Annotated in this window: 19 protein-coding genes; 16 read left to right on the top strand and 3 right to left on the bottom strand. The window is 60.0% G+C overall.

The annotated features are described in order from the left end of the window. The first annotated feature begins 62 nt into the window (after positions 1 to 62). The 6 genes from U6037_RS29150 (at position 63) to U6037_RS29125 (ending at position 8,389) form a co-directional block, all read left to right on the top strand. Complete coding sequence (locus U6037_RS29150; RefSeq protein ID WP_322845357.1) at positions 63 to 1,643, top strand: glycosyltransferase; 1,581 nt, start codon at positions 63 to 65, stop codon at positions 1,641 to 1,643. Beyond that, the gene (locus U6037_RS29145) at positions 1,637 to 2,941 is read left to right on the top strand and encodes a glycosyltransferase (RefSeq protein ID WP_322845356.1); all 1,305 of its coding nucleotides are present in this window, start codon (positions 1,637 to 1,639) and stop codon (positions 2,939 to 2,941) included. The genes U6037_RS29150 and U6037_RS29145 overlap by 7 nt, the downstream gene beginning before the upstream one ends. Further along, positions 2,938 to 3,867, top strand: a complete 930-nt coding sequence (locus tag U6037_RS29140) for a class I SAM-dependent methyltransferase (RefSeq protein ID WP_322845355.1) — start codon at positions 2,938 to 2,940, stop codon at positions 3,865 to 3,867. The genes U6037_RS29145 and U6037_RS29140 overlap by 4 nt, the downstream gene beginning before the upstream one ends. Then, positions 3,857 to 5,005, top strand: coding sequence for an acyltransferase (locus U6037_RS29135; RefSeq protein ID WP_322845354.1), 1,149 nt, complete (start codon positions 3,857 to 3,859; stop codon positions 5,003 to 5,005). Before U6037_RS29140 ends, U6037_RS29135 begins: the two co-directional genes overlap by 11 nt. A 74-nt stretch (positions 5,006 to 5,079) precedes the next feature. Next, positions 5,080 to 6,264: a DUF3142 domain-containing protein gene (locus tag U6037_RS29130; RefSeq protein ID WP_322845353.1), complete on the top strand. Its 1,185-nt coding sequence runs from the start codon at positions 5,080 to 5,082 to the stop codon at positions 6,262 to 6,264. Then, on the top strand, positions 6,251 to 8,389 hold the full coding sequence (locus U6037_RS29125; protein WP_322845352.1) for a hypothetical protein: 2,139 nt from the start codon (positions 6,251 to 6,253) through the stop codon (positions 8,387 to 8,389). Before U6037_RS29130 ends, U6037_RS29125 begins: the two co-directional genes overlap by 14 nt. Here U6037_RS29125 and U6037_RS29120 read toward each other — a convergent pair. Further along, positions 8,386 to 9,015, bottom strand: coding sequence for a LysE family translocator (locus U6037_RS29120; protein ID WP_322845351.1), 630 nt, complete (start codon positions 9,013 to 9,015; stop codon positions 8,386 to 8,388). The two genes, U6037_RS29125 and U6037_RS29120, sit on opposite strands and share 4 nt — an antisense overlap. 146 nt (positions 9,016 to 9,161) lie before the next feature. Between U6037_RS29120 and U6037_RS29115 the strand changes: the two genes are divergently transcribed. Continuing rightward, complete coding sequence (locus U6037_RS29115) at positions 9,162 to 9,635, top strand: Lrp/AsnC family transcriptional regulator (protein ID WP_141126007.1); 474 nt, start codon at positions 9,162 to 9,164, stop codon at positions 9,633 to 9,635. Between the two features lie 129 nt (positions 9,636 to 9,764). On the opposite strand, the gene lpdA is transcribed toward U6037_RS29115, so the two are convergent. Continuing rightward, positions 9,765 to 11,165: a dihydrolipoyl dehydrogenase gene (lpdA, locus tag U6037_RS29110; protein ID WP_322845350.1), complete on the bottom strand. Its 1,401-nt coding sequence runs from the start codon at positions 11,163 to 11,165 to the stop codon at positions 9,765 to 9,767. A 211-nt stretch (positions 11,166 to 11,376) separates the two neighbouring features. On the opposite strand from lpdA, the gene U6037_RS29105 reads away from it, so the two are divergent. From U6037_RS29105 to cfaB, 8 genes are all read left to right on the top strand, one after another. Beyond that, positions 11,377 to 13,338 carry a protease modulator HflK gene (locus U6037_RS29105; protein WP_322845349.1) on the top strand — a complete coding sequence of 654 codons (1,962 nt, stop codon included), beginning with the start codon at positions 11,377 to 11,379 and terminating at the stop codon, positions 13,336 to 13,338. Beyond that, positions 13,335 to 14,381: a protease modulator HflC gene (locus U6037_RS29100; RefSeq protein WP_322845348.1), complete on the top strand. Its 1,047-nt coding sequence runs from the start codon at positions 13,335 to 13,337 to the stop codon at positions 14,379 to 14,381. The genes U6037_RS29105 and U6037_RS29100 overlap by 4 nt, the downstream gene beginning before the upstream one ends. Beyond that, positions 14,378 to 15,427, top strand: coding sequence for a protease modulator HflK (locus U6037_RS29095; RefSeq protein WP_322845347.1), 1,050 nt, complete (start codon positions 14,378 to 14,380; stop codon positions 15,425 to 15,427). The genes U6037_RS29100 and U6037_RS29095 overlap by 4 nt, the downstream gene beginning before the upstream one ends. After that, on the top strand, positions 15,424 to 17,331 hold the full coding sequence (locus tag U6037_RS29090) for a heavy metal translocating P-type ATPase (RefSeq protein WP_322845346.1): 1,908 nt from the start codon (positions 15,424 to 15,426) through the stop codon (positions 17,329 to 17,331). Before U6037_RS29095 ends, U6037_RS29090 begins: the two co-directional genes overlap by 4 nt. Before the next feature lie 111 nt (positions 17,332 to 17,442). After that, on the top strand, positions 17,443 to 17,694 hold the full coding sequence (locus tag U6037_RS29085) for a hypothetical protein (protein ID WP_322845345.1): 252 nt from the start codon (positions 17,443 to 17,445) through the stop codon (positions 17,692 to 17,694). A gap of 64 nt (positions 17,695 to 17,758) precedes the next feature. Continuing rightward, on the top strand, positions 17,759 to 18,604 hold the full coding sequence (locus U6037_RS29080; protein WP_322845344.1) for a DUF692 domain-containing protein: 846 nt from the start codon (positions 17,759 to 17,761) through the stop codon (positions 18,602 to 18,604). Next, positions 18,595 to 19,383 (top strand): DNA-binding domain-containing protein, encoded by a 789-nt coding sequence (locus U6037_RS29075; protein WP_322845343.1) that lies wholly within the window; start codon positions 18,595 to 18,597, stop codon positions 19,381 to 19,383. Before U6037_RS29080 ends, U6037_RS29075 begins: the two co-directional genes overlap by 10 nt. Positions 19,384 to 19,467: 84 nt before the next feature. Continuing rightward, positions 19,468 to 20,655 carry a C17 cyclopropane fatty acid synthase CfaB gene (gene cfaB, locus U6037_RS29070; RefSeq protein WP_322845342.1) on the top strand — a complete coding sequence of 396 codons (1,188 nt, stop codon included), beginning with the start codon at positions 19,468 to 19,470 and terminating at the stop codon, positions 20,653 to 20,655. Positions 20,656 to 20,685: 30 nt separating this feature from the next. On the opposite strand, the gene cls is transcribed toward cfaB, so the two are convergent. Further along, a complete protein-coding gene (gene cls, locus U6037_RS29065; protein WP_322845341.1) occupies positions 20,686 to 22,125 on the bottom strand; it encodes a cardiolipin synthase in 1,440 nt (479 codons plus the stop codon). Between the two features lie 131 nt (positions 22,126 to 22,256). Between cls and U6037_RS29060 the strand changes: the two genes are divergently transcribed. Then, entirely contained in the window at positions 22,257 to 22,775 is a 519-nt protein-coding gene (locus tag U6037_RS29060; RefSeq protein WP_034152149.1) for a DUF3617 domain-containing protein, read from the top strand. The last annotated feature ends 41 nt before the right edge of the window (positions 22,776 to 22,816 follow it).

The raw sequence follows: 22,816 nt of genomic DNA, 5'->3' as shown, positions 1-22,816 counted from the left end.
GATTCAACGCCTGGCCGTCATAGTGTGAGGCTGCCGGGATGGCAGTTTCATCGTGGAATGCCATGAATTTCATTCTTTACTCGGACATCAACGAGCGCTCCATCAGCCAGAATCTGGGGCATCCCGATTCCAGTTATTACTTTGTGCTGAGGGCCTATCACCCGTTGCTCGAAACATTCGGGCGAGTCCATGTGGTGAGTGCTGTGGCCGAGGTCGATCCGCTCTACCGGCAGCTGTTCGCCGCTGGCCAGGGGAGTGTTTTCCTCTCGTTCACCCGACCACAGAAAACCCCTATCGATCTGGAGTGCCCCACCGTCTGCGTTGTGGCGTGGGAGTACGATTCGATCCCTGATGAACAGTGGAACGACGAGCCACGGCAGGACTGGACGCGCATGCTGGCCAAACATGGCCGCGTGATCACGCTGTCCAGCCATACGGCCCGAGCGATCCGTCGCTCCATGGGCGAAGACTTCCCGGTGTTGGTCTTGCCGGCACCCCTGTGGGAACGCTTTGCAGCGATTCGCGAGCAACCTGTCAGCGCAGCGGTCAATGCGGGGGCGACCTTGACGGTCAAAGGTTGCATCTTTGATTCTCGCCAGATGAACCTGCACCCGGATAACCTGCTGCCCAAGCCGATCCCGCCTGAAGAACTGGCCGAAATCGAAGCCCGCCTGGAAGCCTCACGGCCACCGCCGCTGACCTTGAAGCGGCGCTTCGTGATTGCCCGGCATTACTTGCGTTTGTGGCTGTTGAATCCAGGCCACGAGCAAGAGCCACCGGTTTCACGTGTGAAGTTCCTGCAGAACTTGTACTGGGAAGGGATTCGCGACCTGGTTCCGGACACGTTGCATGACTGGCTCGGCAAACGCCTGCCCAATATCGCCGGCCCACACCCAGTGCCTGTGACGGTGCAACCGCCGCCGCGAGACATGCCGGACAGTTCATTAGAGGTTCAAACCCGTGTGGACGGTGTGGTCTACGTGACGGTGTTCCGCCCCGATGACGGGCGCAAGAACTGGCTACAGATCCTGACGGCTTTTTGCGCAGCGTTTCGTGACACCCCCGACGCCACACTGGTGATGAAATTCACTCAGAGCGATCTGGAGGCCGTCTACGCACACCTGATGACGCCGCTGGCGCAATTGGCACCGTTTTCCTGCCGGGTCGTGATGATTCACGGCTATCTGGACGATGCTGAATATGCGCGGCTTTATCAGGCGGCGAGTTTTTACGTCAACGCTTCGCATTGTGAAGGCCTGTGCTTGCCGTTGATGGAGTTCATGGCGTGCGGCAAACCGGTGATCGCTCCCGATCACACGGCGATGCAGGATTACATCGACGCATCTGTGGCGTTCGTGGTCGGCTCCAGCGTAGAGGCGTGCACCTGGCCCCATGACCCGCGAATGCTGTTTCGCGCTCACCGTCATCGACCGGACTGGGGGTCGTTGAAAAAGGCTTACGAAAACAGCTACCGGATGGCCAGGACACAACCACAGGATTATCAGCGCATGTCGCTGGCAGTAGCCGAGCGCATGCGCGATTACTGCGCGCAAGCGGCTCTGCAAAATCGTGTGGAAGATTTTTTCGGGCTGACATCACAGGCCGGCAACGTTGCTCTGGTTACGGATAACGCCTCATGCTGATCATCATCCATTCCGAAACCAACCAGCACACTATCAGCCGCAACCTCGGGCGTTCGGAATACAGCTATTACTTCGTTCTCAAGGAGTACCGGCCGGTGCTGGAACGCCTCGGGCGGGTGATCGAGGTCCTGGAGCCGAACACCGAAGTCGATGCGTTGTACGCCGACTGCCAGTCCCGTGGCGAGCCTTGTGTGTTTCTCTCATTCTCGCCACCGCACCGCACCCCGGTGCATCTGGCCTGCCCGACGTTGCCGGTCTTCGCCTGGGAGTTCAGCACCATCCCCAACGAACCGTTTGCCGGCGATCCGTTGAACGACTGGCGCACGGTACTTAACGCCTGCGGTGCGGCGATCACCCATTCCACTTACACGGTCGATGCGGTGCGCGAAGCGATGAGCGCCGATTACCCGATTGTTGCCGTGCCCGCCCCGGTCTGGGATCGATTCGCGGCGCGTGGCGTGCAGTTGCAGGGGCAACCTGTGGTCGATTCGGTACGATTGACGATCAAAGGTCTGGTGGTCGACAGTCGCGAGGTTGATCTGGATGCATTCGGTCCGGCTCATCTGCGTCGTGGCCCGGGCATCGACTTCCTGGCACCGATCACCGAGCAGACGTTGTTGCTTGAAGGTGTGGTGTACACCTCGGTGTTCAACCCTCGCGACGGCCGCAAGAACTGGGAGGACATGATCAGTGCCTTCTGCGCGACTTTCCGTGAAGATGATGACGCGACGCTGGTACTCAAACTCACCCACCACGACGCCGAAGAAGCGCTCACCGACATCCTTCATCATCTGTACAAAAACCAGCCTTATCGCTGCCGCGTCGTGTTGGTCTATGGCTATCTGGCGGACGCAGATTATGAACGGCTGGTGCAGGCGACCCGCTACGTCGTCAATACGTCCTACGGCGAAGGTCAGTGCCTGCCGCTGATGGAATTCATGTCCTGTGGCAAACCGGCGGTCGCACCCTGCACGACAGCGATGATCGATTATCTGAACGTCGATAACGCGTTCCTGATCTCGTCGACCGAGGAGTTTACGGCCTGGCCGCATGATCCGCGTTCGGCTTACCGGACACTGCGTTATGCGGCCAATTGGGCGTCGATCTGTACGGCTTATAGAGCCAGCTACGAGGTGGCCAAAAACGATCCGCAACGTTATGCGCACATGTCGGCGCAGGCTGTGGAAAGTCTCCAGGGGTTTTGCAGTCAAGCCGTGGCCGAGGAGCGCTTGCAGGCATTTTTCGCGCAGCTGTTCGAGCGGCACGCCGAACTTGCAACGGAGGTTGCTGGAGCATGATCCGTCGATTGTTCCAGCGATTTTTAGCCGAGCCGCAAGCGCCGCAAGCCGTTGAGCCTGACGCCGAAGCGGTGCTTGAACCGACGCCTGAATCCGAACCGGAACCGTTGTTCACTTGGTCGCCACGCGATGTCGGTTTACGTGACGCGGTCCTCGACGGCTGGTTTCTCAATGACAGTGGTGAATTGCTCAAGGGCTTCGCCATAACGCCTGAAGACACCTTGCTCGACGTCGGTTGTGGCGAGGGGGCCGCGACGTTGTTTGCGGTACGCCAGGGCGCTTCCGTGATCTTCACCGACAGCGAGCACGACAAAGTGAGCGAGCTGGCCCGGCAGGTTGAAGCGCGCAGCACCAAGCCGAGTCTGGGCGTGGTCAGCAACAGCTTGCCATTGCCATTGACGGATGGCTGCGCGAGCCGAGTGGTGTGCATGGAGGTGTTGGAGCACGTCGACGAGCCCGAACCGTTCATGGCCGAACTGGCGCGTATGGGCCGGCCTGGTGCGTTGTATCTGCTCAGTGTGCCAGCGCCGGTTGGCGAGCATTTGCAGAAAGGCATCGCCCCTAAGAGTTATTACCAGTCACCCAACCATGTACAGATTTTCACCCCGGAGCGCTTCGAGGCGATGATCGAGGATGCCGGGCTGGTCATCGAACATCGGCAAGCCACCGGGTTCTTCTGGGTGATGGGGATGATTTTCTTCTGGGCCAGCGAAAAGGCTGCCGGCAAAGATCCGGGCGGTGCGGTGCGCGATCGCATTCAGGCACCGTTTCCGCATTTGATGGGCGGCTGGGCCAGAACCTGGGAAGAGATGCTTGACCGGCCTGACGGGCTGGCGATCAAACAGATCCTCGATCAGTTCATGCCCAAGAGTCAGGTGATCATTGCCCGTAAACCGCTGGATGCGGGGGAGTCGAATGAGCGGTAAACGAATCATGGATATCGAAGTACTGCGCGCCTTTGCAGTGCTTGGGGTGGTGTTTCATCACTTGCAAGGTCTGTTCAGCGACCCCGTGCCGCTGCTCGCAGTCCTGCGTGACTGGATGGGGTTGTGGTGGGGGGTGGACCTTTTCTTCGCGATTTCCGGGTTCGTCATTGCTCGCAGTCTGATTCCTGTTCTGCGCCGTTGCAGCAACCGTCAGGAGTACTGGGAGCAGACGCGTAACTTCTGGTTGCGTCGGGCCTTTCGCCTGCTGCCATCGGCGTGGTTGTGGCTGGCACTGATGCTGCTGTTGTGTGTGTTCTTTAACCGCTCTGGGGCCTTCGGCACGGTGCAAGCCAACGTGCAGGCCACGCTTGCGGGGGTATTTCAGTACGCCAACTTCCGCTTTGCCGATGCTATTTTTCATTACGAGTACGGCAGCAGTTTCGTTTACTGGAGTCTGGCGCTGGAGGAGCAGTTCTACTTGCTGTTTCCGCTGCTGATTCTGCTCTGTCGCAAACACCTGGTGTGGGTGCTGCTGGCGCTGGTTGCAGTGCAACTCTTCATGGCGCGTTCGTCGCTGTTGATGAGCGTACGAACCGACGCGCTTGCCCTCGGTGTGCTGTTGGCAATGTGGAGTGTTCAACCAAGTTACCAACGCTGGCAACCGACGTTTCTGCGCCGGTCGTGGACCGGGATTTCAGTGCTGGTGATTATCGGGCTGCTGCTGAGTTACCTGGGCACCGACCGGTTCACCACGGCACCCTATCGCATCGGCGCTATCGCCATCCTCAGTGCGGTGCTGGTATGGATCGCGTCTTACAACAGAGATTATCTGATGCCACCCGGACGCTTGCAGCGGGTGATGGCGTGGGTGGGCAGTCGTTCCTACGGGATCTACCTGATCCACGTTCCGGTGTATTTCCTGGTACGCGAAGTGATTTTCCGTTTGCAGGGTGCAGGCCTGCCGAGCCCGGCCGGGCACCCGATCGTCACTTTGCTGTGTGCATGCGTCCTGATCGTATTGTTCAGCGAACTGAATTATCGCTTCGTTGAAACGCCTATGCGCAAACGCGGTACCACGCTGGTACAACGCCTGAGGACGTCGCGAGGGACTGTCGCGTCTACTGAAGTTACTTCCTGATTGCGACTTGTGGGAGCGAGGCCGGCAGGGTTTTGTGTAACCTTGCAGCCTTGTGGTTCAGGGATCTGGAAGGTATGCGGTTTATCGTCAGTCTGTTTGCTTTGATGGTGCTGTCTGCTTGCAAGCAGCAGGACGCGCTCCCTCTCGATCAACAACTCTACATCTGGCAACGTCAATGGACGCAGGCCCATGAATTGGCACTCCGTGACAGCCACGACGACTTCTCGACGCTGCGCGTGCTCGCGCTGCAGGCCTTTCCAAACGCAGGATGGAGTCGCGCCCGGATCGATGCGCCGTTGTTGAAAGCCGACGGCCGTCCGTTGATCGCGGTGATTCGTCTCGATGGCCAGTTGAAGGCGCTGGACCAGGATCAAGTCACCACGCAGATTCTCCAGGTGCTTGCCGATTGGCAGGCGCAAGGCCTTGTATTGAGCGGCGTCGAGATTGATCACGATGCCGGTAACGCACGTTTGCCGGCCTACGCGCAATTCCTCAAACATTTGCGCTCGGCATTGCCGACGTCCCTGCCTTTGAGCATTACCGCACTTCCGGCCTGGCTCGGCAGTGCGCAATTGCCAATGCTCCTGCAAACCGTCGACAGCAGCGTGCTGCAAGTCCACGCCGTCAGCGATCCGCGTCGGGGATTGTTCGATTCTGATCAGGCGTTGCAGTGGGCCAAAGCCTGGTCGCGAATCACCGATAAACCGTTTTATCTCGCGCTGCCGGCGTACGGTGTCGCGCTGTTGCCGGATGACGGCGGGGCACCGGTGGTGGAAAGCGAAGTGCAACTTGAGCGCGGTGGCGAGCGTCAGGAACTGCTCGCCGATCCGCTGCTATTGAGCCGACTCGGCAAGGCCTTGCGCGAAGACCCGCCGGCGCACTTGGCCGGGTTGATCTGGTTTCGCCTGCCGCTGGCCAACGACCGCCGCGCCTGGAGCCTGACCACCCTGCGCGCGGTTGCCCGTGGCGAGCAACTCGTCAGTCAGCTCGGCGTGACGGTCAGCGAACACAACGGTCTCTACGACATCAAACTCGACAACCCTGGCAATCTCGACAGTGTCTGGCCGGCGCGCATCACGCTGAAGGCGCAAAGCTGTGAAGGTGCCGATGCACTCGCCGGTTACTCGTTGCAACAAAGCCCGGATCTGCTTACCTTCACCCGCCTGCGCGACGGCCGCTTGCCGGCGGGCGGACAACGCGCCATCGGTTGGGCGCGTTGCGCACATATTGATCAAGGAGGTTCGCATGTTGACCCGTAACTGGCCCCGCCATCTGCTCTGCCTGAGCCTCTGCATGCCATTGGGTTCGGCGCTGGCCTGTGGCCCTGACTTCCCGATGCGCCTGCTCGACAATCGCGGGCAAACCCTGGCGGATCTGCCTGAGGGCAACTTCAACTTCGAACTCAGTCGCCTCGGCAAAACCATCGCCGGTCTGAGAAATGTCACGGCTGCGACGCACAATCCCGACGACCTGTACGGCGAGGAAAACGCGGCCGCCGAGGCGCGCGAAAAAGCCGAGCAGGCCGGCCTGAGTGCCGAGCAGCAAACGCTGGTCAAGCAACTGCGTGAGCTGACTGATGCCCGTCAAGTCGAGATGCAGGGCGCCAGTCTGCCGGCAGAAATCCGTTTGTACGTGGCCGGCGCGGTAGCGTTTGCCACGGGCGATCATCAACTCGCCGTTGAATATTTCAACAAGTTGCTGGCGCTGCCGGCGGATCAGCGTCCGTCGCGCAGCACCTGGGCTGCGTATTCTCTCGGGCGTACTTTGTTCGCCATGAGCAGCGAGGCCGGGGATAAGGTCGTCGCGCTGGAGCGATCGCGTGACGCATTCCGTCAGGCCCGGCAACTGAGCATCGACGGTTTCAGCGATCCGCTGGAACTGGGTGTTGCCAGCCTTGGCGAAGAGGCGCGGGTGGTCCGCGCCGCCGGCGACTGGAACGGCGCCATTGAATTGTATGAAGCGCAGAATCTGCACGGTTCCGCCGTAGGTTACACCTCGCTCAAACAGTTAATGAACGAACTGGCAGAGTTGCCCGAGGCCGAACTGGCCGAGTTGCTCCAGCACCCATCCGTGCAGCAACTGGTGACTGCATCGCTGGTCAGCCGTCAGGGCTGGTCGTTTGGCGACGAGCCGCCGAACGAGAAGAAGATGGTCAAGCTGCTGCAAAACAGTACCCGTGGCAGCCTGGAAAACGCCGATCGTCTGGCGGCAATGAGTTATCAACAAGGCGATTACGCCGGCGCCAAGGCCTTCCTCGAAAACGCTGGCGACGGCGGACTGGCGTGGTGGCTGCGGGCGAAACTGGCGGTGCGTGACGGTGATAAAAATGCTGCCGCTGCTGCCTATTCGAAAGCTGCGCAGGCCTTCCCGCAGAAAGAAGATTGGGGTTATCGCCGCACGCCGGACTGGGCTTACGAAAGCCTGCAGCCGAAATGCCGGGTCGAGGGTGAAAGCGCGATCCTTGCGTTGCAGCGCGGCGAATATCTGCAAGCGTTTGTGCAGTTGTATCGCAGCAACAGCACCTATTGGTTTGATGCCGCCACCGTCGCCGAACGTGTGCTGACAGTCGAGGAGCTGAAAAAATACGTCGACGATAACGTGCCGGCGCCGCCCGCATTGACCCAACAGGAGCGCGACAACTACGTGCCGTTGCCGGTCGCCGCCAGCCTGCGCAATCTGCTCGGCCGGCGCCTGTTGCGCGAGGGGCATTACGCGGACGCGGTTGCTTACTTTGACAATCCCGATCTGCAGAACAAAGCGAATGCTTATGCCCAACAACGGCTCGCTGCAGAGTCCGCTTGGTGGCCAACCAAGCGTGCAAGCGCATTTTTCAATGCAGCATGGATGGCGCGGGATTGGGGGATGGATATCCTCGGCTATGAGATGGCGCCGGACTACGCAACGTTTGGTGGCAACTACAGTTTGGAGACCACCGAGTTGAACGTCGGGCCGCTGGTTTCCGACGCTGAGGTGCAACGCCAAAAGAATAGCGCTGCGCAGCCGGATCAGCGTTACCACTATCGCTTTGTCGCCACCGCGTTGGCCAGCCGCGCCGCTGATAATTTGCCACACACCAGTCAGGCATTTGCGGCCGTGCTCTGTACTGCCTATAGCTTCAATAGCAGCCTGCAAGAACAGAGCGGTTTGTATCAACGCTACGTGAAAGAAGGCCCCTATGTTGATTGGGCTGGTGATTTCGGGCATCAGTGCCAGCACCCGGATTTCGAAAGCGCGGACAAGCGTTACGTGACTCAGGTAACCGATGCCGTGCGTTCATCACTGCGGCCGTACAAGTGGCCGGTGCAGGTCGGCGCCATTGTTTTGGTCACGGCTGCTGCGTTGTTGCTGATCAGCCGTCGCCAACGCAAGACACGCAGAGACTAAGCCTGCTGAACGAAGGTCAAGCGCACCGCAAAACCGATCAACAGGCTGCCGAACAGCCATTGTTGTACGCGTTGGGCCGTTGGACTGTGTTGCAGCCAACGGCCCAGCGCGGCGCCGGTGAGGGCGTAGGCGCTGTCGAACAGCAGCCCGATGCCGACCAGAAGTGCGCCGAGCACGGCGAATTGGCTCAGCACCGGAGCACCGTCGGTGACGATGAACTGCGGCAACAGCACTGAGCAGAACAGCAATGCTTTCGGGTTGAGCAGGTTGGTCAGCAAACCGCGACGGATTGCTTCGCGCCATTGCCCGTGGGTGTTGGCCACATCGCCCGTCGTCAGGTTCGGCAGCAGTGTGCTGCGCAGGCATTGAATGCCGATCCACAACAGATACGCCGCACCGGCCAGGCGCACCACGTCGAACGTCCACGGCGCCGCTTTGAACAGTGCCGCCAGTCCCAACGCGGCCAATGCCACGTGACAGCCACGGGCAATGCCCAGACCGATGGCAGTGGCCAGTGCCGCACCGCGTCCTTGCCGGGCACCGGTTTGCAGGAGCAGGATCATGTCCGGCCCGGGCAATAGATAAACCACCGCCAATGCGAGGAAAAACAGCCAGAGACTTGCCACGTTGCACCCCCTTTCGTTGTCGATTCGGTGATCGTCAGTCTATGGCTGAGGGGCAGGGCAGGTGCTTGCGAAGTCAGCTTCAAAAGGTCGAAGAATTGGCATAACCTGCTGGTTTTAAGCGCCATGACTAGCGGAATCTGCCAAACATGAAACTCGATGCCTTCGACCGCAAGATCCTCGCGGCCCTGCAACGCAACGGACGCCTGAGCAATGTCGAACTGGCAGACGAAATCGGTCTGTCGGCCTCGCCGTGTCTACGCCGCGTGCGGATGCTGGAAGAGGCTGGAGTGATCCGTGGCTATCAGGCCAATCTCGATCGTGATGAAGTCGGGCTGGGGTTGACGGTGTTTGTCGGGGTCAAGGTCGAGCGCCACAACGATGAACAGGCCGAAGCGTTTTACACCGCGGTGACGGCATTGCCGGAGGTGATTTCCGCGTTTCTGGTGTCGGGGGAGTCGGACTTTTTGCTGCAAGTGGTGGTGCCGGATTTGCGTGCCTATGACCGTTTTCTCAGTGGGTGTCTGTTGAAGTTGCCCGGGGTCAGCGATATTCGCAGCAACTTTGCCATTCACACGGTGAAGACGCCGGGGGCGTTGCCGCTGGGGCATCTTCCGCTTTAGATCGAGTCGCATCCTTCGCGGGCAAGCTCGCTCCCACAGTGACCGCGCTCTTTCAAGCGTATCAAGGTCAAATGTGGGAGCGAGCTTGCTCGCGAAAGCGGCAGTCCGGTCAAAAAAGATTTCAGAACCCTACATCTGCGTCGCCATCCCCTCGACATTCATCGCCGCCTGGCGCAACGCCTCTGACCGCGTTGGATGCGGATGGCACGTCAACGCAATGTCCTCGGCCGACGCACTGAACTCCATCGCCACACAAAACTCGCCAATCATTTCACTCACACTCGGGCCGACCAGATGCACGCCGAGGACTTCATCGGTGCGCTCATCAGCGAGGACTTTGGCAAAACCCTCGGTCTCATGGTTGATTTTCGCCCGGCTATTGGCGGTGAACGGAAACTTGCCGACCTTGTAGGCGCGCCCTTCACCCTTCAGTTGCTCTTCGGTCTTGCCGACGCTGGCCAGCTCCGGTCGGGTGTAGATCACGTTGGGGATCAGGTCGTAGTTGACTTCGCCAGCCTTGCCGTGGATCTGCTCGACGCAGGCCATCGCCTCGTCTTCAGCCTTGTGCGCCAGCATCGGGCCTGACGTCACGTCGCCGATCACCCAGACGCCAGCGGCTTCGGTGCGATGCTGTTTGTTGGCAAGCATGCCGCGCTTGTCGGTGCTCAGGCCGACGTTTTCCAGACCCAGGCCTTGGGTGTACGGACGACGGCCGATGGCCACCAGCACGTAATCGGCCTCGAGCAGTTCAGCGCTGCCACCCGCCGCAGGCTCGACGCTGAGCTGTACACCGTTGGCGGAAGACGTGGCGCTGGTGACTTTCGAACTCAATTTGAAGGCGATGCCCTGTTTGCTCAGTGAGCGTTGCAGGGTTTTACCAGCCTCGCCATCGACGCCGGGGCAGATGCGGTCGAGGTATTCGACCACGGTGACCTGCGCACCCAGCCGCCGCCACACCGAGCCCAACTCCAGTCCAATGACGCCGGCACCAATCACCACCAGATGCTTGGGTACTTCGCCCAGTGATAGCGCGCCGGTTGAATCGAGGATGCGTTTGTTATCGATCTCGACGCCGGGCAGGGGAGTGGGCTCGGAACCGGTGGCGATGATGATGTCCTTGGCAGTCAGCTCCACCTTGGCGCCCTGAGCGTCAGTCACCGTGACTTTGCCGGGGCCGTCGATGTGGCCCCAGCCTTTGATCCAGTCGACCTTGTTTTTGCGAAACAGAAATTCGATGCCTTTGGTCAGGCCAGCCACGCTTTCGTCTTTCTGTTTCATCATTTGCGCGAGGTTCAGCGTCGGTTTGACCTCGATGCCAAGGTTGGCGAATTCCGCACCCATCGCCGCGTCATACAGCTCCGAGGCATGCAACAGGGCTTTGGAGGGCATGCAACCGACGTTCAGACAGGTGCCGCCGAGGGTCGCGCGACCTTCCACGCAAGCGGCCTTGAGGCCCAGCTGGCCGGCGCGGATCGCCGCGTTATAACCGCCGGGGCCGCCGCCCAGAATCACTACGTCATAGTTGCTCATGCGCTTGCTCCTGATTGATGGATGCGGATCGCTAAAAGTAGTTCCGGATAAAAATTACGAACGTAATATGTGCGTTTCGAGGCTTTCCGGTCAAGGCTTCAGCCAAGCGACAGGTGGGGCATCTTTGAATAAGGGTAATTGTGTACGAATATTTCACGCCTTTCGTTATATCGTAACGAGATGAACAGCGAACCGTTGAATTTGGGGTGATATGCAAGTCGATCTGGAGGTGGATGGCACGCAAGTGACCGGACTACCGCGCTTTCAGCAGGCGGCCGTGCAGAGCCGGCACTTGCGGCGTTGGGCGATCGCTCTCGGAGGATTGGCCGGGGCGGGGTGGATACTGGCGTTTTTTGTCGGGCTGTTTGCCCCGCAGTCGTTATGGTTGCCGTTGCTGATCAATCAGAGTGCGGCGCTGCTGGTGATGGTTGCCGGGTTGCAATCGGCCTGGTGGGTCACGCAATGGCGCGCACGGGCGATTAGCCCTGTCGCGGTGACGATGGTTGCTGTGGACGAAGAGTCTGCGCCGCAGGGCTGGTACGAGCGATTATTGGATCGCTTGAGCCAGCGCAGTTTGCATCTGCTCGGCCAGATCGGTGCGTCGACCCTGTGGTTGGGCGGCTGGGCGCTGCTGGTGGTGTCAAGCATCGACCCGGTGTGGAACCTCGCCTTGCCTGCCGCGGCCGTCGGTGTATCCGCCACCGTGGGTGCGGCGCTGACATTGTTACTGGCGTTCGGTTTGCTGGTGCTGGAGCGACAACTTGCACAGGAAAATCCCGCGCAATGGCCGGAAGCGGGCTCACTGGCACAACTGACGCGCGTGGCGATCATCACGCTGGTGCTTGCGGCGCTGTGCTTACTGTTTGCAGGCGAGAACGCCGTTTGGCCGGTTCGCGTCGCCGTTCTGCTGGGAATATTGCCGGGATTGGTGGCGATTGAGCTGTTATTGCGCGCTGTTCTTTCGATTTTCAGTCCCCGCCGCGAGCAGCTTGAACCCACCTTGCTGGCGCGCAGTTTTGTCGCCGATATGCTGCGTTGGCCGCCACAACCGTTACTCGCATTGCAGCATGAATTGCACAACCGCTTTGGTATCGATCTTCGACAAATCTGGGCGTTCAGCTACATGCGCCGGGCGTTTCTGCCGGTACTGGCGTTGGTTGCGGCCGTGGGTTGGTTGCTGACCGGCATTCATGAAGTCCCCCTGCAAGGCCGAGGCATTTATGAGCGTTTCGGCAAACCGGTGCAGGTGTTCGGCCCGGGATTGCACACAGGTTTGCCGTGGCCACTTGGGCGCGTGCTGATCGTTGAAAACGGCGTGGTGCACGAACTGGCAACCAGCGTCGGCGAGAACCCGGTGCCGCTGCAAGCCGATCCCGCTGAAGGTCCGGCGCCGTTCACAGCCAATCGTTTGTGGGACGCCAGTCACGTCAATGACAAATCGCAAGTCATTGCCAGCAGCCGTGGCGATCTTCAGAGCTTTCAGATCGTCAACATGGACGTGCGCTTCGTCTATCGCATTGGCCTGACTGATCAGGCAGCAGTGGCGGCGACCTACAACAGCGCCGACGTGCCGACACTGATCCGCAGCACCGCCAGCCGGATTCTGGTGCACGACTTTGCCTCGCGCACGTTAGACGGTTTGCTCGGTGAAGATCGGGTAGGGCTCGGCGAAGAGATCGGTCGTGCGGTGCAAAGCGATTTGCAACAACTCAACAGTGGCGTGGAGATTCTCGCCACGGTCGTCGAAGCCATTCACCCGCCGGCCGGTGCCGCCAATGCCTATCACAGCGTGCAAGCCGCACAGATCGGCGCGCAAGCGTTGATCTCCCGCGAACGTGGTGCAGCGGCTGAAGCGAGCAATCAGGCGCAGTTGCAGGCCAGCCTTGCTCGCGATCAGGCCAGCGCCAATGCGCGGGAAACCAGTGCCACGGCGCAAGCGGCGGATCTGAAATTCACTGCCGAGCAAAAAGCCTACGCCAGTGCCGGTCAGGCCTTCGTGCTCGAGCAATACCTCGGCCAGCTCAGTCAGGGCCTGAGCAAAGCCAAATTGCTGGTACTCGATCATCGCCTCGGTGGCAGCAGCAATGCGCCGACCATCGACCTGCGTACCTTCACGCTGCCGGCTGACCCGACGCCCGCGCGCACCACCGCTCAACCAGGAGTCGCCCATTGAGCCAGTCGCACACGCACGAACCGCATGATCACAGCGGCCACGATCACGGCCACGGCGGACATCACCATCATCACGGGCATCATCACCATCACCACGGTGCGCCGGAAGAGGCGGGGCCGTTTCCGTGGCGACGCATGGGCTGGGCCGTGTTGCTGGTGGCGTTCGCTATCGCGGCGGCGAGCCTGGTGCAAGTGCGCTCCGGTGAAGCCACGGTCATCACCCGTTTCGGTAATCCGTCGCGGGTGTTGCTCGATCCGGGTTTGAGCTGGCGTTGGCCGGCGCCGTTCGAAGCAGCGATCCCGGTGGATCTGCGGCTGCGCACGACGTCAAGCGGCTTGCAGGATGTCGGTACGCGTGACGGTTTGCGCATCATTGTCCAGGCCTACGTGGCGTGGCAGGTTCAGGGTGATCCGGACAACGTGCAGCGATTCATGCGCGCCGTGCAGAACCAACCGGATGAGGCAGCGCGGCAGATTCGTACCTTTGTCGGCTCGGCACTGGAAACCACCGCCAGCAGTTTCGATCTGGCAAATCTGGTCAACACCGACGCCAGTCAGGTGCGCATCGCTGACTTCGAAGCGCAGTTGCGCCAGCAGATCGATCAGCAATTGCTCGCGACCTATGGCGTGCGTGTCGTGCAAGTCGGCATTGAGCGTTTGACCTTGCCGTCGGTAACGCTTACCGCCACGGTCGATCGCATGCGCGCCGAGCGTGAAACAATTGCCACCGAGCGTACGGCGATCGGCAAGCGCGAAGCCGCGCAAATTCGTTCCGCAGCCGAGCGCGATGCGCGAATTGTGCAGGCTGACGCCACGGTGAAAGCGGCAGAAATCGAAGCGCAATCTCGCGTCGAAGCCGCGCAGATTTATGGCCGTGCCTACGCCAGTTCGCCGCAGTTGTATAACTTGCTGCGTTCGCTGGACACCCTTGGCACCATCGTCACGCCTGACACCAAACTGATTCTGCGCACCGATGCCGCGCCATTCCGCGTGCTGGTTGACGGCCCGCCGACACTCGACAGCAAATCCGGATCGCAGCCATGAGTGAAGAAGTTCCACGTGGAACACATGCGCTGAACAGTCCGTGGATTCAGGCTGGGCGTTTGGCATTTTTTGCGTTGTATGCGGTGACGGTACTGGCCGCATTGGCTTGGGCGTTTTCCAATGTGCGGCAAATCGATCCGCAGAATCGCGCGGTGGTTTTGCACTTCGGCGCGCTGGATCGCATCCACAACGCCGGACTTTTGTTGGCCTGGCCACAGCCATTCGAACAAGTGATTCTGTTGCCGGCAGCCGATCGGGTTATTGAGCGTCGCGTCGACAACCTGCTGCGCAGCGATGAGGCGCTAAAGGCTGATCGGGTCGCATCTTTCGCGACACCCCTTAGCGATGCCCTGGCCGGTTCTGGTTATTTATTGACCGGTGATGCGGGGGTGGTGCAACTGGATGTGCGGGTGTTTTACAAAGTCACCAATCCGTACGACTTTGTCTTGCAGGCTGATCATGTGCTGCCAGCACTGGATCGATTGGTCACCCGCAGCGCTGTGGCACTGACTGCCGCGCGGGATCTGGACACCATTCTGGTCGCTCGACCTGAGTTGATCGGCGCCGACAATCAGGCTGCCGAACGTCGTGAGCGGTTGCGCGGTGATCTGGTACAGGGCATCAATAAACGCTTGGCCGAGTTGAAGGCGAGCGGGCAGGGCATCGGCATCGAGGTAGCGCGGGTGGATGTGCAATCGAGTCTGCCCGATCCGGCGGTCAGTGCTTTCAATGCGGTGTTGACTGCCAGTCAGCAAGCCGACAAAGCCGTGGCCAACGCACGCACCGACGCTGAGAAACTCACGCAGACCGCCAACGAACAAGCCGACCGTACGTTGCAAGTCGCTCACGCACAGGCCGGGGAGCGCCTCGCCAAAGCGTCGGCCGACACCGCCACGGTATCGAGTCTGGCCAGCAGCACCGACCCGCAAATGCTCCTGCGCCTTTATCGCGAGCGCATGCCGAAGATTCTTGGTCAGGCGGGATCCGTGACCACGGTCGACCCGAAAGACGATTCCCGCTTGATCATTCAGGGAGCCAGTAAATGACCGCGACCATCGCCGCACCAAGTCTGTTGTCCTCGGCCGAACAACGCCGCGCTGCCCGACAACTGACCTTGGCCATGCTTGCACTGGGCTTGCTGGGGCTGGGCTTGATCTGGCGCTGGCTGGTGCCGGAGCAAACCGGTGTCAGCCAGTTGCTGTTGGGTTTCGCTTCTTTATTGGTCGCCGTGCCGGTCATGCGTTCGGCGTGGTACAGCCTGCGTTATCCGAGTCTGCATGGCATCACCGATCAACTGATTGCTCTGGCCATGCTCGGCGCGTGGGCAACCGGTGATCTGCTGACGGCGGCGTTGCTGCCGATCATCATGATTTTCGGCCATGTGCTGGAGGAACGTAGCGTCATCGGTTCGCAGGAAGCGATTCATGCCCTCGGTCAACTGACCCGCAGCCATGCGCGTAAGGTACTGACGGATGGCTCGATCATCGAAGTGGACAACGGCACGTTGAAAGCAGGCGACACCGTTGAGGTGCGAGCCGGTGATCGGGTGCCGGCAGATGGGCGAATCTTGTCTGGCCAGGCCAGCCTCGACACCGCTTCGATTACCGGGGAATCAGTGCCGGTCGAGACGGGCGTCGGAATGAGCGTATTCGGCGGCGCGATCAACCTCGACGGCCTGTTGCGCATCGAAGTGACGCGAACCGGCGATGAGTCGACGCTCGGCAAGGTCATCGCTCTGATGCAGAACGCCGAGCGCTCGAAGCCGCCGATCACGCGTTTGCTTGAACGTTACGCCGGCAGCTACATGGTGCTGGTGTTGTTGCTGGCGGCGGTGACCTGGTTCATCACCAATGATGCTCAGGCAATGCTCGCCGTGTTGGTAGCGGCGTGTCCCTGCGCGTTGGTGTTGTCTGCTCCGGCGACGGCGATTGCCGGTGTGGCGGTGGCGGCACGCCACGGCATTCTGATTCGCAGCTCGGCGTTTCTTGAAGAGCTGGCGGACCTGACTTCGCTGGTGGTCGACAAGACCGGCACGCTGACTTACGGCACCTTGCGCTTGCAGTCGATCGACAACCCGCGCGCAGAGTCGTCCGCGATCATGGCACTCGCCGCCAGTCTCGGGGCGGCGAGCAGCCACCCGGTCAGTCGTGCGCTCGCAGGGCTGGTCACTCAAGACCAATGCTTACCGTTGAGAGATATCCACGAGCGCCAGGGACTCGGGGTTGTGGCCATGACCGGGCAGGGCGAAGCGGCGCTTGGCCGCCCGGAGTTGTTCGCGCAACTCGGCATTATTACGACAACTATTCCCGATCATGACGGCCCCATCGCCGGGCTGGCACTCAACGGTGAGTTCCTTGCCTGGCTGCTGCTGGCTGACAGCGTCAAACCGGAGGCGCGCTTTGCCCTCAGTGAATTGCGTGAATTGGGTCTGGGTCGACAGCTGTTGCTCACTGGTGATCGCCAGAGTGTGGCTCAGTCGCTGGCCAGGGATGTCGGGTTGCATGAGGTCGAAGCCCAGGCGCTGCCAGAAGACAAACTCAATCGCGTGCTCAAGGAAATCGACAACGGCTTCCGGCCGATGGTGGTCGGTGACGGCATTAATGATTCGCTCGCGCTCAAGGCGGGCGTGGTCGGTGTGGCAATGGGTGCCGGTGGTGCAGACATTGCGCTGGCCTCGGCGGACATCGTCTTGATCGGCAGCGACCTGCGCCGCCTCGGCACCTGCGTGCGCCTCAGTCGTCAGTGCCGCAGGACGTTGCAGGTCAACGTGATCATTGGTCTGGGCTGGACGCTGGGCATCGTCGTGTTCGCTGCATTCGGCTGGCTCGGCGCTGCCGGGGCGATGATCGCCGCGCTGCTGCACAACCTCAGCACGCTGCTGGTACTGGGTAATGCCGGGCGGTTGCTGCGCTTTCAGGAGCCGCTATTGAAGCTCAAGGCAGACCGTTGAATATTATTTTTAATCTTCTGTAACGCCGTCGGGGGCGCTCTCTCTAGTGCTATGTCGGGACTGCACAAACCTTCCAGCCGACACCCCTGACGATTACCGAGGATAAGAAAAATGACTATCAAGACTGCTGCTGCTGGTGCCGCTCTCGCTTTGGCCGCCGCCACGATGTTTGCCGGTGTTGCCACCAACGCGATGGCTGCCGACGCCAACGTTCACTGTTATGGCGTGAATGGCTGCAAAGGCCAGAACGACTGCAAAACCAAAGACCACGCTTGCAAAGGCATGGGCTCGTGCAAAGGCCAGGGCTTCAAGGCGATGACTCAGGCGGCTTGCGAAAAAGCCGGTGGCAAGGTCGGCGAATAACTGACCGGTTAGTGTCGCCGCAGTGGTTTGCGCCACTGCGGCCACTTTTATCAGGAGTCCGCTTATGTCAGCTTCTGTGCCTTTCCTGGGTTACGGCCTCGGACTGCGTAGCGCTTACTACCAACAGATCCTCGAGCAGTCGCCTAATGTCGACTGGTTCGAAGTGGTCTCGGAAAACTTCATGGTGCAGGGCGGCAAAGCCCTGTATTACCTCGACGCCATCGCCGAGCGTTATCCGCTGGTGATGCATGGTGTATCCCTGTCCATCGGCGGGCCGCATGCCCTCGATCCGGACTATCTGCAACAACTCAAGCAACTGGCCGATCGGGTTCGACCTGCATGGATCTCCGATCATCTGTGCTGGAGCCGTGGCAATGCCCATCAGTTACATGATCTGCTACCACTGCCATACACCGAAGAAAGCCTGGATTACATTGCCGGCCGGGTGAGGCAGGTGCAGGACATACTGCAGCGTCCATTGGTGCTGGAGAATGTCTCCAGTTACGTGCGTGCTGCCTCGGATGACTTCAGCGAGTGGGAGTTTCTCGCCGTGCTGAGTCGGATAACTGGCTGCGAGCTGCTGCTGGATGTGAACAATGTCTATGTCAGCTCACGCAACCACGGCTTCGATCCGTGGGCGTTCATTCGCAGCTTGCCCGTCGACAAAGTCCGCCAACTGCATCTGGCGGGGCACAGTGATTACGGCGATTACGTGATCGACACCCACGACCATCCGGTGAGCGATCCGGTCTGGGCGCTCTATCAACGCACACTGGAACACTTCGGCCCGGTGGCCACATTGCTGGAACGCGACGACCATTTTCCGCCTTTCGAAGCATTGCTCGATGAGTTGCAAAAGGCACGTGAACTTGGCGACAAGGTCTTGGCCGGGAGGCAGCAATGCGCCTGAAAGAATGGCAACTGGCGTTCGAGTCGTTTCTGCTCGACGACGACGCTACGGCGAATCTGATCCTGGGCAAAAGCCTGATCGGTGGCCCGACGCTGGATGTCGGCACGGGACTGGCGATCTATCACAATGCCTACAGGGCGCGTCTGCTCGAAGTCCTGCGCAATGACTTCGTGGCGATCTTGCACTGGATGGGGGACGACGAATTCGATCGGCTCGCCAGGTCTTATCTCCGCCAGTACCCGTCAGGGCATTACAGCCTGCGCTGGCTGGGCAAAGGTTTCGCAGGCTTTATCCGCGAGCATCTGGTGCCGGAACAAAGCGCGCCACTGGCCGAACTGGCTTCGCTTGAATGGGCATTTACGCTGGCGTTCGATGCGCCGGCGGGTCAGCCATTGACGCTGCAATCAATGGCGACGATGGCCGCAGAGGAGTGGCCTGAGCTGCGGGTGAAGCCGACGCCTTCGCTGCAGTGGCTGGAATGCCGCTTCAACAGCCTTGCGCTATGGCGCTCGGTGAAAGAAGAATCCGAATACCCTGACAGCACAGCGCTCGAAATCCTCCAGACCTGTCTGATCTGGCGCAGCGAACTGATCTGTAATTACCGCAGTCTCGATTTAGCCGAAGCCACAGCCCTCAATGGCTTGCTCGACGGTGGCTGGAATTTCTCCGAACTGTGCGCAGAGTTAGCAGTCATTTATGGTGAGGGCGCGCCACTTCAAGCTGTTACCTGGTTGAAACAATGGGTTCAGGACGGTTTGCTGGAGCGTCTGCAACGATAGATACGGCTAATCAAATCGATAGCCTGCTATTTTTCCGGGATGGTCTACCCTCAGATCTGACGTCTGAAACAAGGGGGATTTTCCATGCTTGCGCAACTTCCACCGGCCTTACAGAATCTGCAGCTACCGCTTCGCCTGCGACTCTGGGACGGCCATGAGTTCAATCTGGGGCCGACGCCCAGCGTCACCATCGTGGTCAAGGACCCGCAGATGGTCACCCAGTTCACCCACCCAAGCCTTGATGCGCTCGGAGCGGCATTCGTTGAAGGCAAACTGGAACTGGAGGGCTCGATCAGCGAGGTCATCCGGGTCTGCGACGAATTGAGCAATGCCTTGCTCGGTGACGATGACGACAACCAACCGGTGCGGGCCTTGCACGACAAGGAAACCGACGCCAAAGCCATCTCCTATCACTACGACTTGTCCAACGCGTTTTACCAGCTCTGGCTGGACAGCGACATGGCGTATTCCTGTGCGTATTTCGAAACGGGCAGCGAAACCCTGGAGCAGGCGCAACAAGCCAAATTCCGCCATTTATGCCGCAAGCTGCGTCTGCAGCCTGGCGACTATCTGCTGGATGTCGGCTGCGGCTGGGGTGGTCTGGCACGTTATGCCGCGCGCGAATTCGGCGCCAAAGTGTTTGGTATCACGCTGAGCAAGGAACAACTGGAACTGGCGCGTGAGCGGGTCAAGGCCGAAGGTCTGGAAGACCAGGTCGAACTGCAACTGCTCGACTATCGAGATCTGCCCCAGGACGGGCGTTTCGACAAAGTGGTCAGTGTCGGCATGTTCGAACACGTCGGCCACGCCAATCTCGCCGAGTACTGTAAAACCCTGTTCGGCGCGGTGAAGGAGGGCGGTCTGGTGATGAACCACGGCATCACCGCCAAACACACCGATGGCCGTCCGGTGGGACGCGGTGCCGGGGATTTCATTGAGAAGTACGTGTTCCCCAACGGCGAGTTGCCGCACTTGTCGATGATCTCGGCGGAGATCAGCGAGGCGGGCCTGGAAATTGTCGACGTTGAAAGCCTGCGCCTGCACTACGCGCGCACGCTGGATCACTGGAGCGAGCGGCTGGAGGACAACCTTGAGGCCGCGGGCAAACTGGTGCCGGATCAAGCGCTGCGCATCTGGCGCCTGTATCTGGCCGGCTGTGCTTACGCTTTTGCCCGGGGCTGGATCAATTTGCACCAGATCCTCGCGGTGAAGGCGCATCCGGATGGCAGCCATGAACTGCCATGGACCCGTGACGACATCTACAACCCTTGAGCCTTTTCTCTCTTCCTTTGGGAGAGGGTTTCAAAGAATCGGCGAAATCAGCCGGGCGATCCGCATGCCAACCTGTTGCAGGCGGTGGATTTCCCGGCTTTCTTCTTTGGCGATTTCGTAGGCTTGCTCGAAATCCGCAATGAGCATGTTTTCCACACTGGCGGCAAAGTCACTGTCGACGGTCAGCAGCATCACTTCGAAATTCAGCCGGAACGAACGGTTGTCCAGATTGGCACTGCCGATGGCGCTGATTTCGCTGTCGATCAACACCACTTTCTGATGCAGGAAGCCGGGTTCGTAGCGGAACACCCGCACACCGGCACGCACCGCTTCGAATGCATAGAGGCTGGAAGCGGCGTAAACGATGCGGTGATCGGGTCGCGAGGGTAGCAGCAGACGCACATCGACGCCGCGCAACACCGCCAATCTCAGTGCGGCGAACACAGCCTCGTCGGGGATGAAATATGGGCTGGTGATCCACACTCGTTCGGTTGCCGCGTGAATGGCTTCGACAAAGAACAGTGAACAGGTTTCATAGGCGTCGGCCGGGCCGCTGGCCAGCAGTTGGCAGAGCACGCCGTCATCCGGGTATTCGTCGGGCAGGATCAGCGGCGGCAGCGTGCGTGCGGCCCAGAACCAGTCTTCGGCAAAGGATTCCTGCATGCACGCGACCACCGGGCCGCGCACCTTCACATGGGTATCGCGCCACGGTGCCAGCGGTGGTTTCTCGCCCATGTATTCATCGCCAACGTTATGCCCGCCGACGAATCCCACCACGCCATCGACCACGACGATCTTGCGGTGGTTGCGGAAGTTGACCTGAAAGCGATTGAGCCAGCCGCTGCGCGTGGCGAAGGCTTTCACCTCGACGCCAGCATCGCGCAGCGTCTGCACATAGCTGTGGGGCAGGGCGTGGCTGCCGATGCGGTCGTAAAGCAGATGAATCGATACGCCTTCGGCGGCCTTCTTCAGCAGCAGGTCGCGCAGACGTTGGCCGAGTCGATCATCGTGAATGATGAAGAACTGGATCAGCACCGCTTCTTTCGCTTGATCGATGGCCTGGAAAATCGCCTCGAACGTCGCCGTGCCGTTTACCAGCAATTGCACCTCGTTGTTCGCCAGACAAGGCATACGTCCCAGTTTGGGCATCGCGCGTAACGAGGCGTAGGCATTCGAGGCGCGCGCGGTCAGGGCTTCTTCCACCCACGGGCGCCAGTTCAGTTCGGAGATGGCCTGACGCATCTGTTCATTGGCCTGCCGCCGCGCCTTGATGTAACCGTCAAACGTGCTGCGGCCGAACACCAGGTACGGAATAAGCGTGAGGTAGGGAATGAAGATCAGCGACAATGCCCAGGCGATCGAGCCTTGAGCCGTGCGTACGGTGAGCACCGCATGAATCGCGGCGATCAAGCCGAGGGTGTGTATCAGGGCAATCAGATAACCGAAAATGTGCGGTCCAAAATAATCCATGGGGCAGCCTTGCTCCGGAAGATTCAATGCTTAACAGACCATGTTCTGTCGCGATTGTCGCTATTTAATTGGTGCATGAACCGAAGCAATCGGCCGACGTCTAACGGCCACTACTGATCAGGAGTTTTTCGATGAATGTTCGTCTGCTGGGTTTGGCGCTGGGCTTGGGTTTGGCATTGCCGGTGGTTGCGCAGGCGCAGATGCTGCAGCCGGGGCTGTGGGAAATGACATCGAGCAACGTCAAGGTCGATGATCAGCCGATGGATGTGCAATCGATCCTCGGCCAGCTGCAAGGCCAGATGACCCCGCAACAGCGCGCGGCGCTGGAGAAGAACGGGATCAATATTGGCGGCAAAGGCATCCGCGCCTGCCTGACGCCAGAGCAGGTGGCGACCAACGATATTCCGTTGGCCGACCCGCAATCGGGCTGCAAACAGCAGATCACCGATCGCACCGGTAACCAGTGGAAGTTCCGCTTCAGTTGCCCGAAAGCGCAGGGTACCGGCGTGGCGACGTTCCTCAGTGATCGCGAGTTCACCACCGTGGCCAACGGCACGTTCAATGCGATCGGGATCAACCAGAAGGGCAGTCTGGAGACGCGTGCAGTTTGGCTAGGCCAAGACTGCGGCGCGGTTAAACCCCGCGCCTAAATGTATCTCCTGTAGGAGCTGCGGCACGCTGCGATCTTTTG

Origin of the sequence: Pseudomonas sp. B33.4, assembly GCF_034555375.1 — a bacterium.
GTDB lineage: Bacteria > Pseudomonadota > Gammaproteobacteria > Pseudomonadales > Pseudomonadaceae > Aquipseudomonas.
Note: the sequence above shows the minus strand (reverse complement) of the source record. Positions and strands in the feature narration are given on the sequence as shown.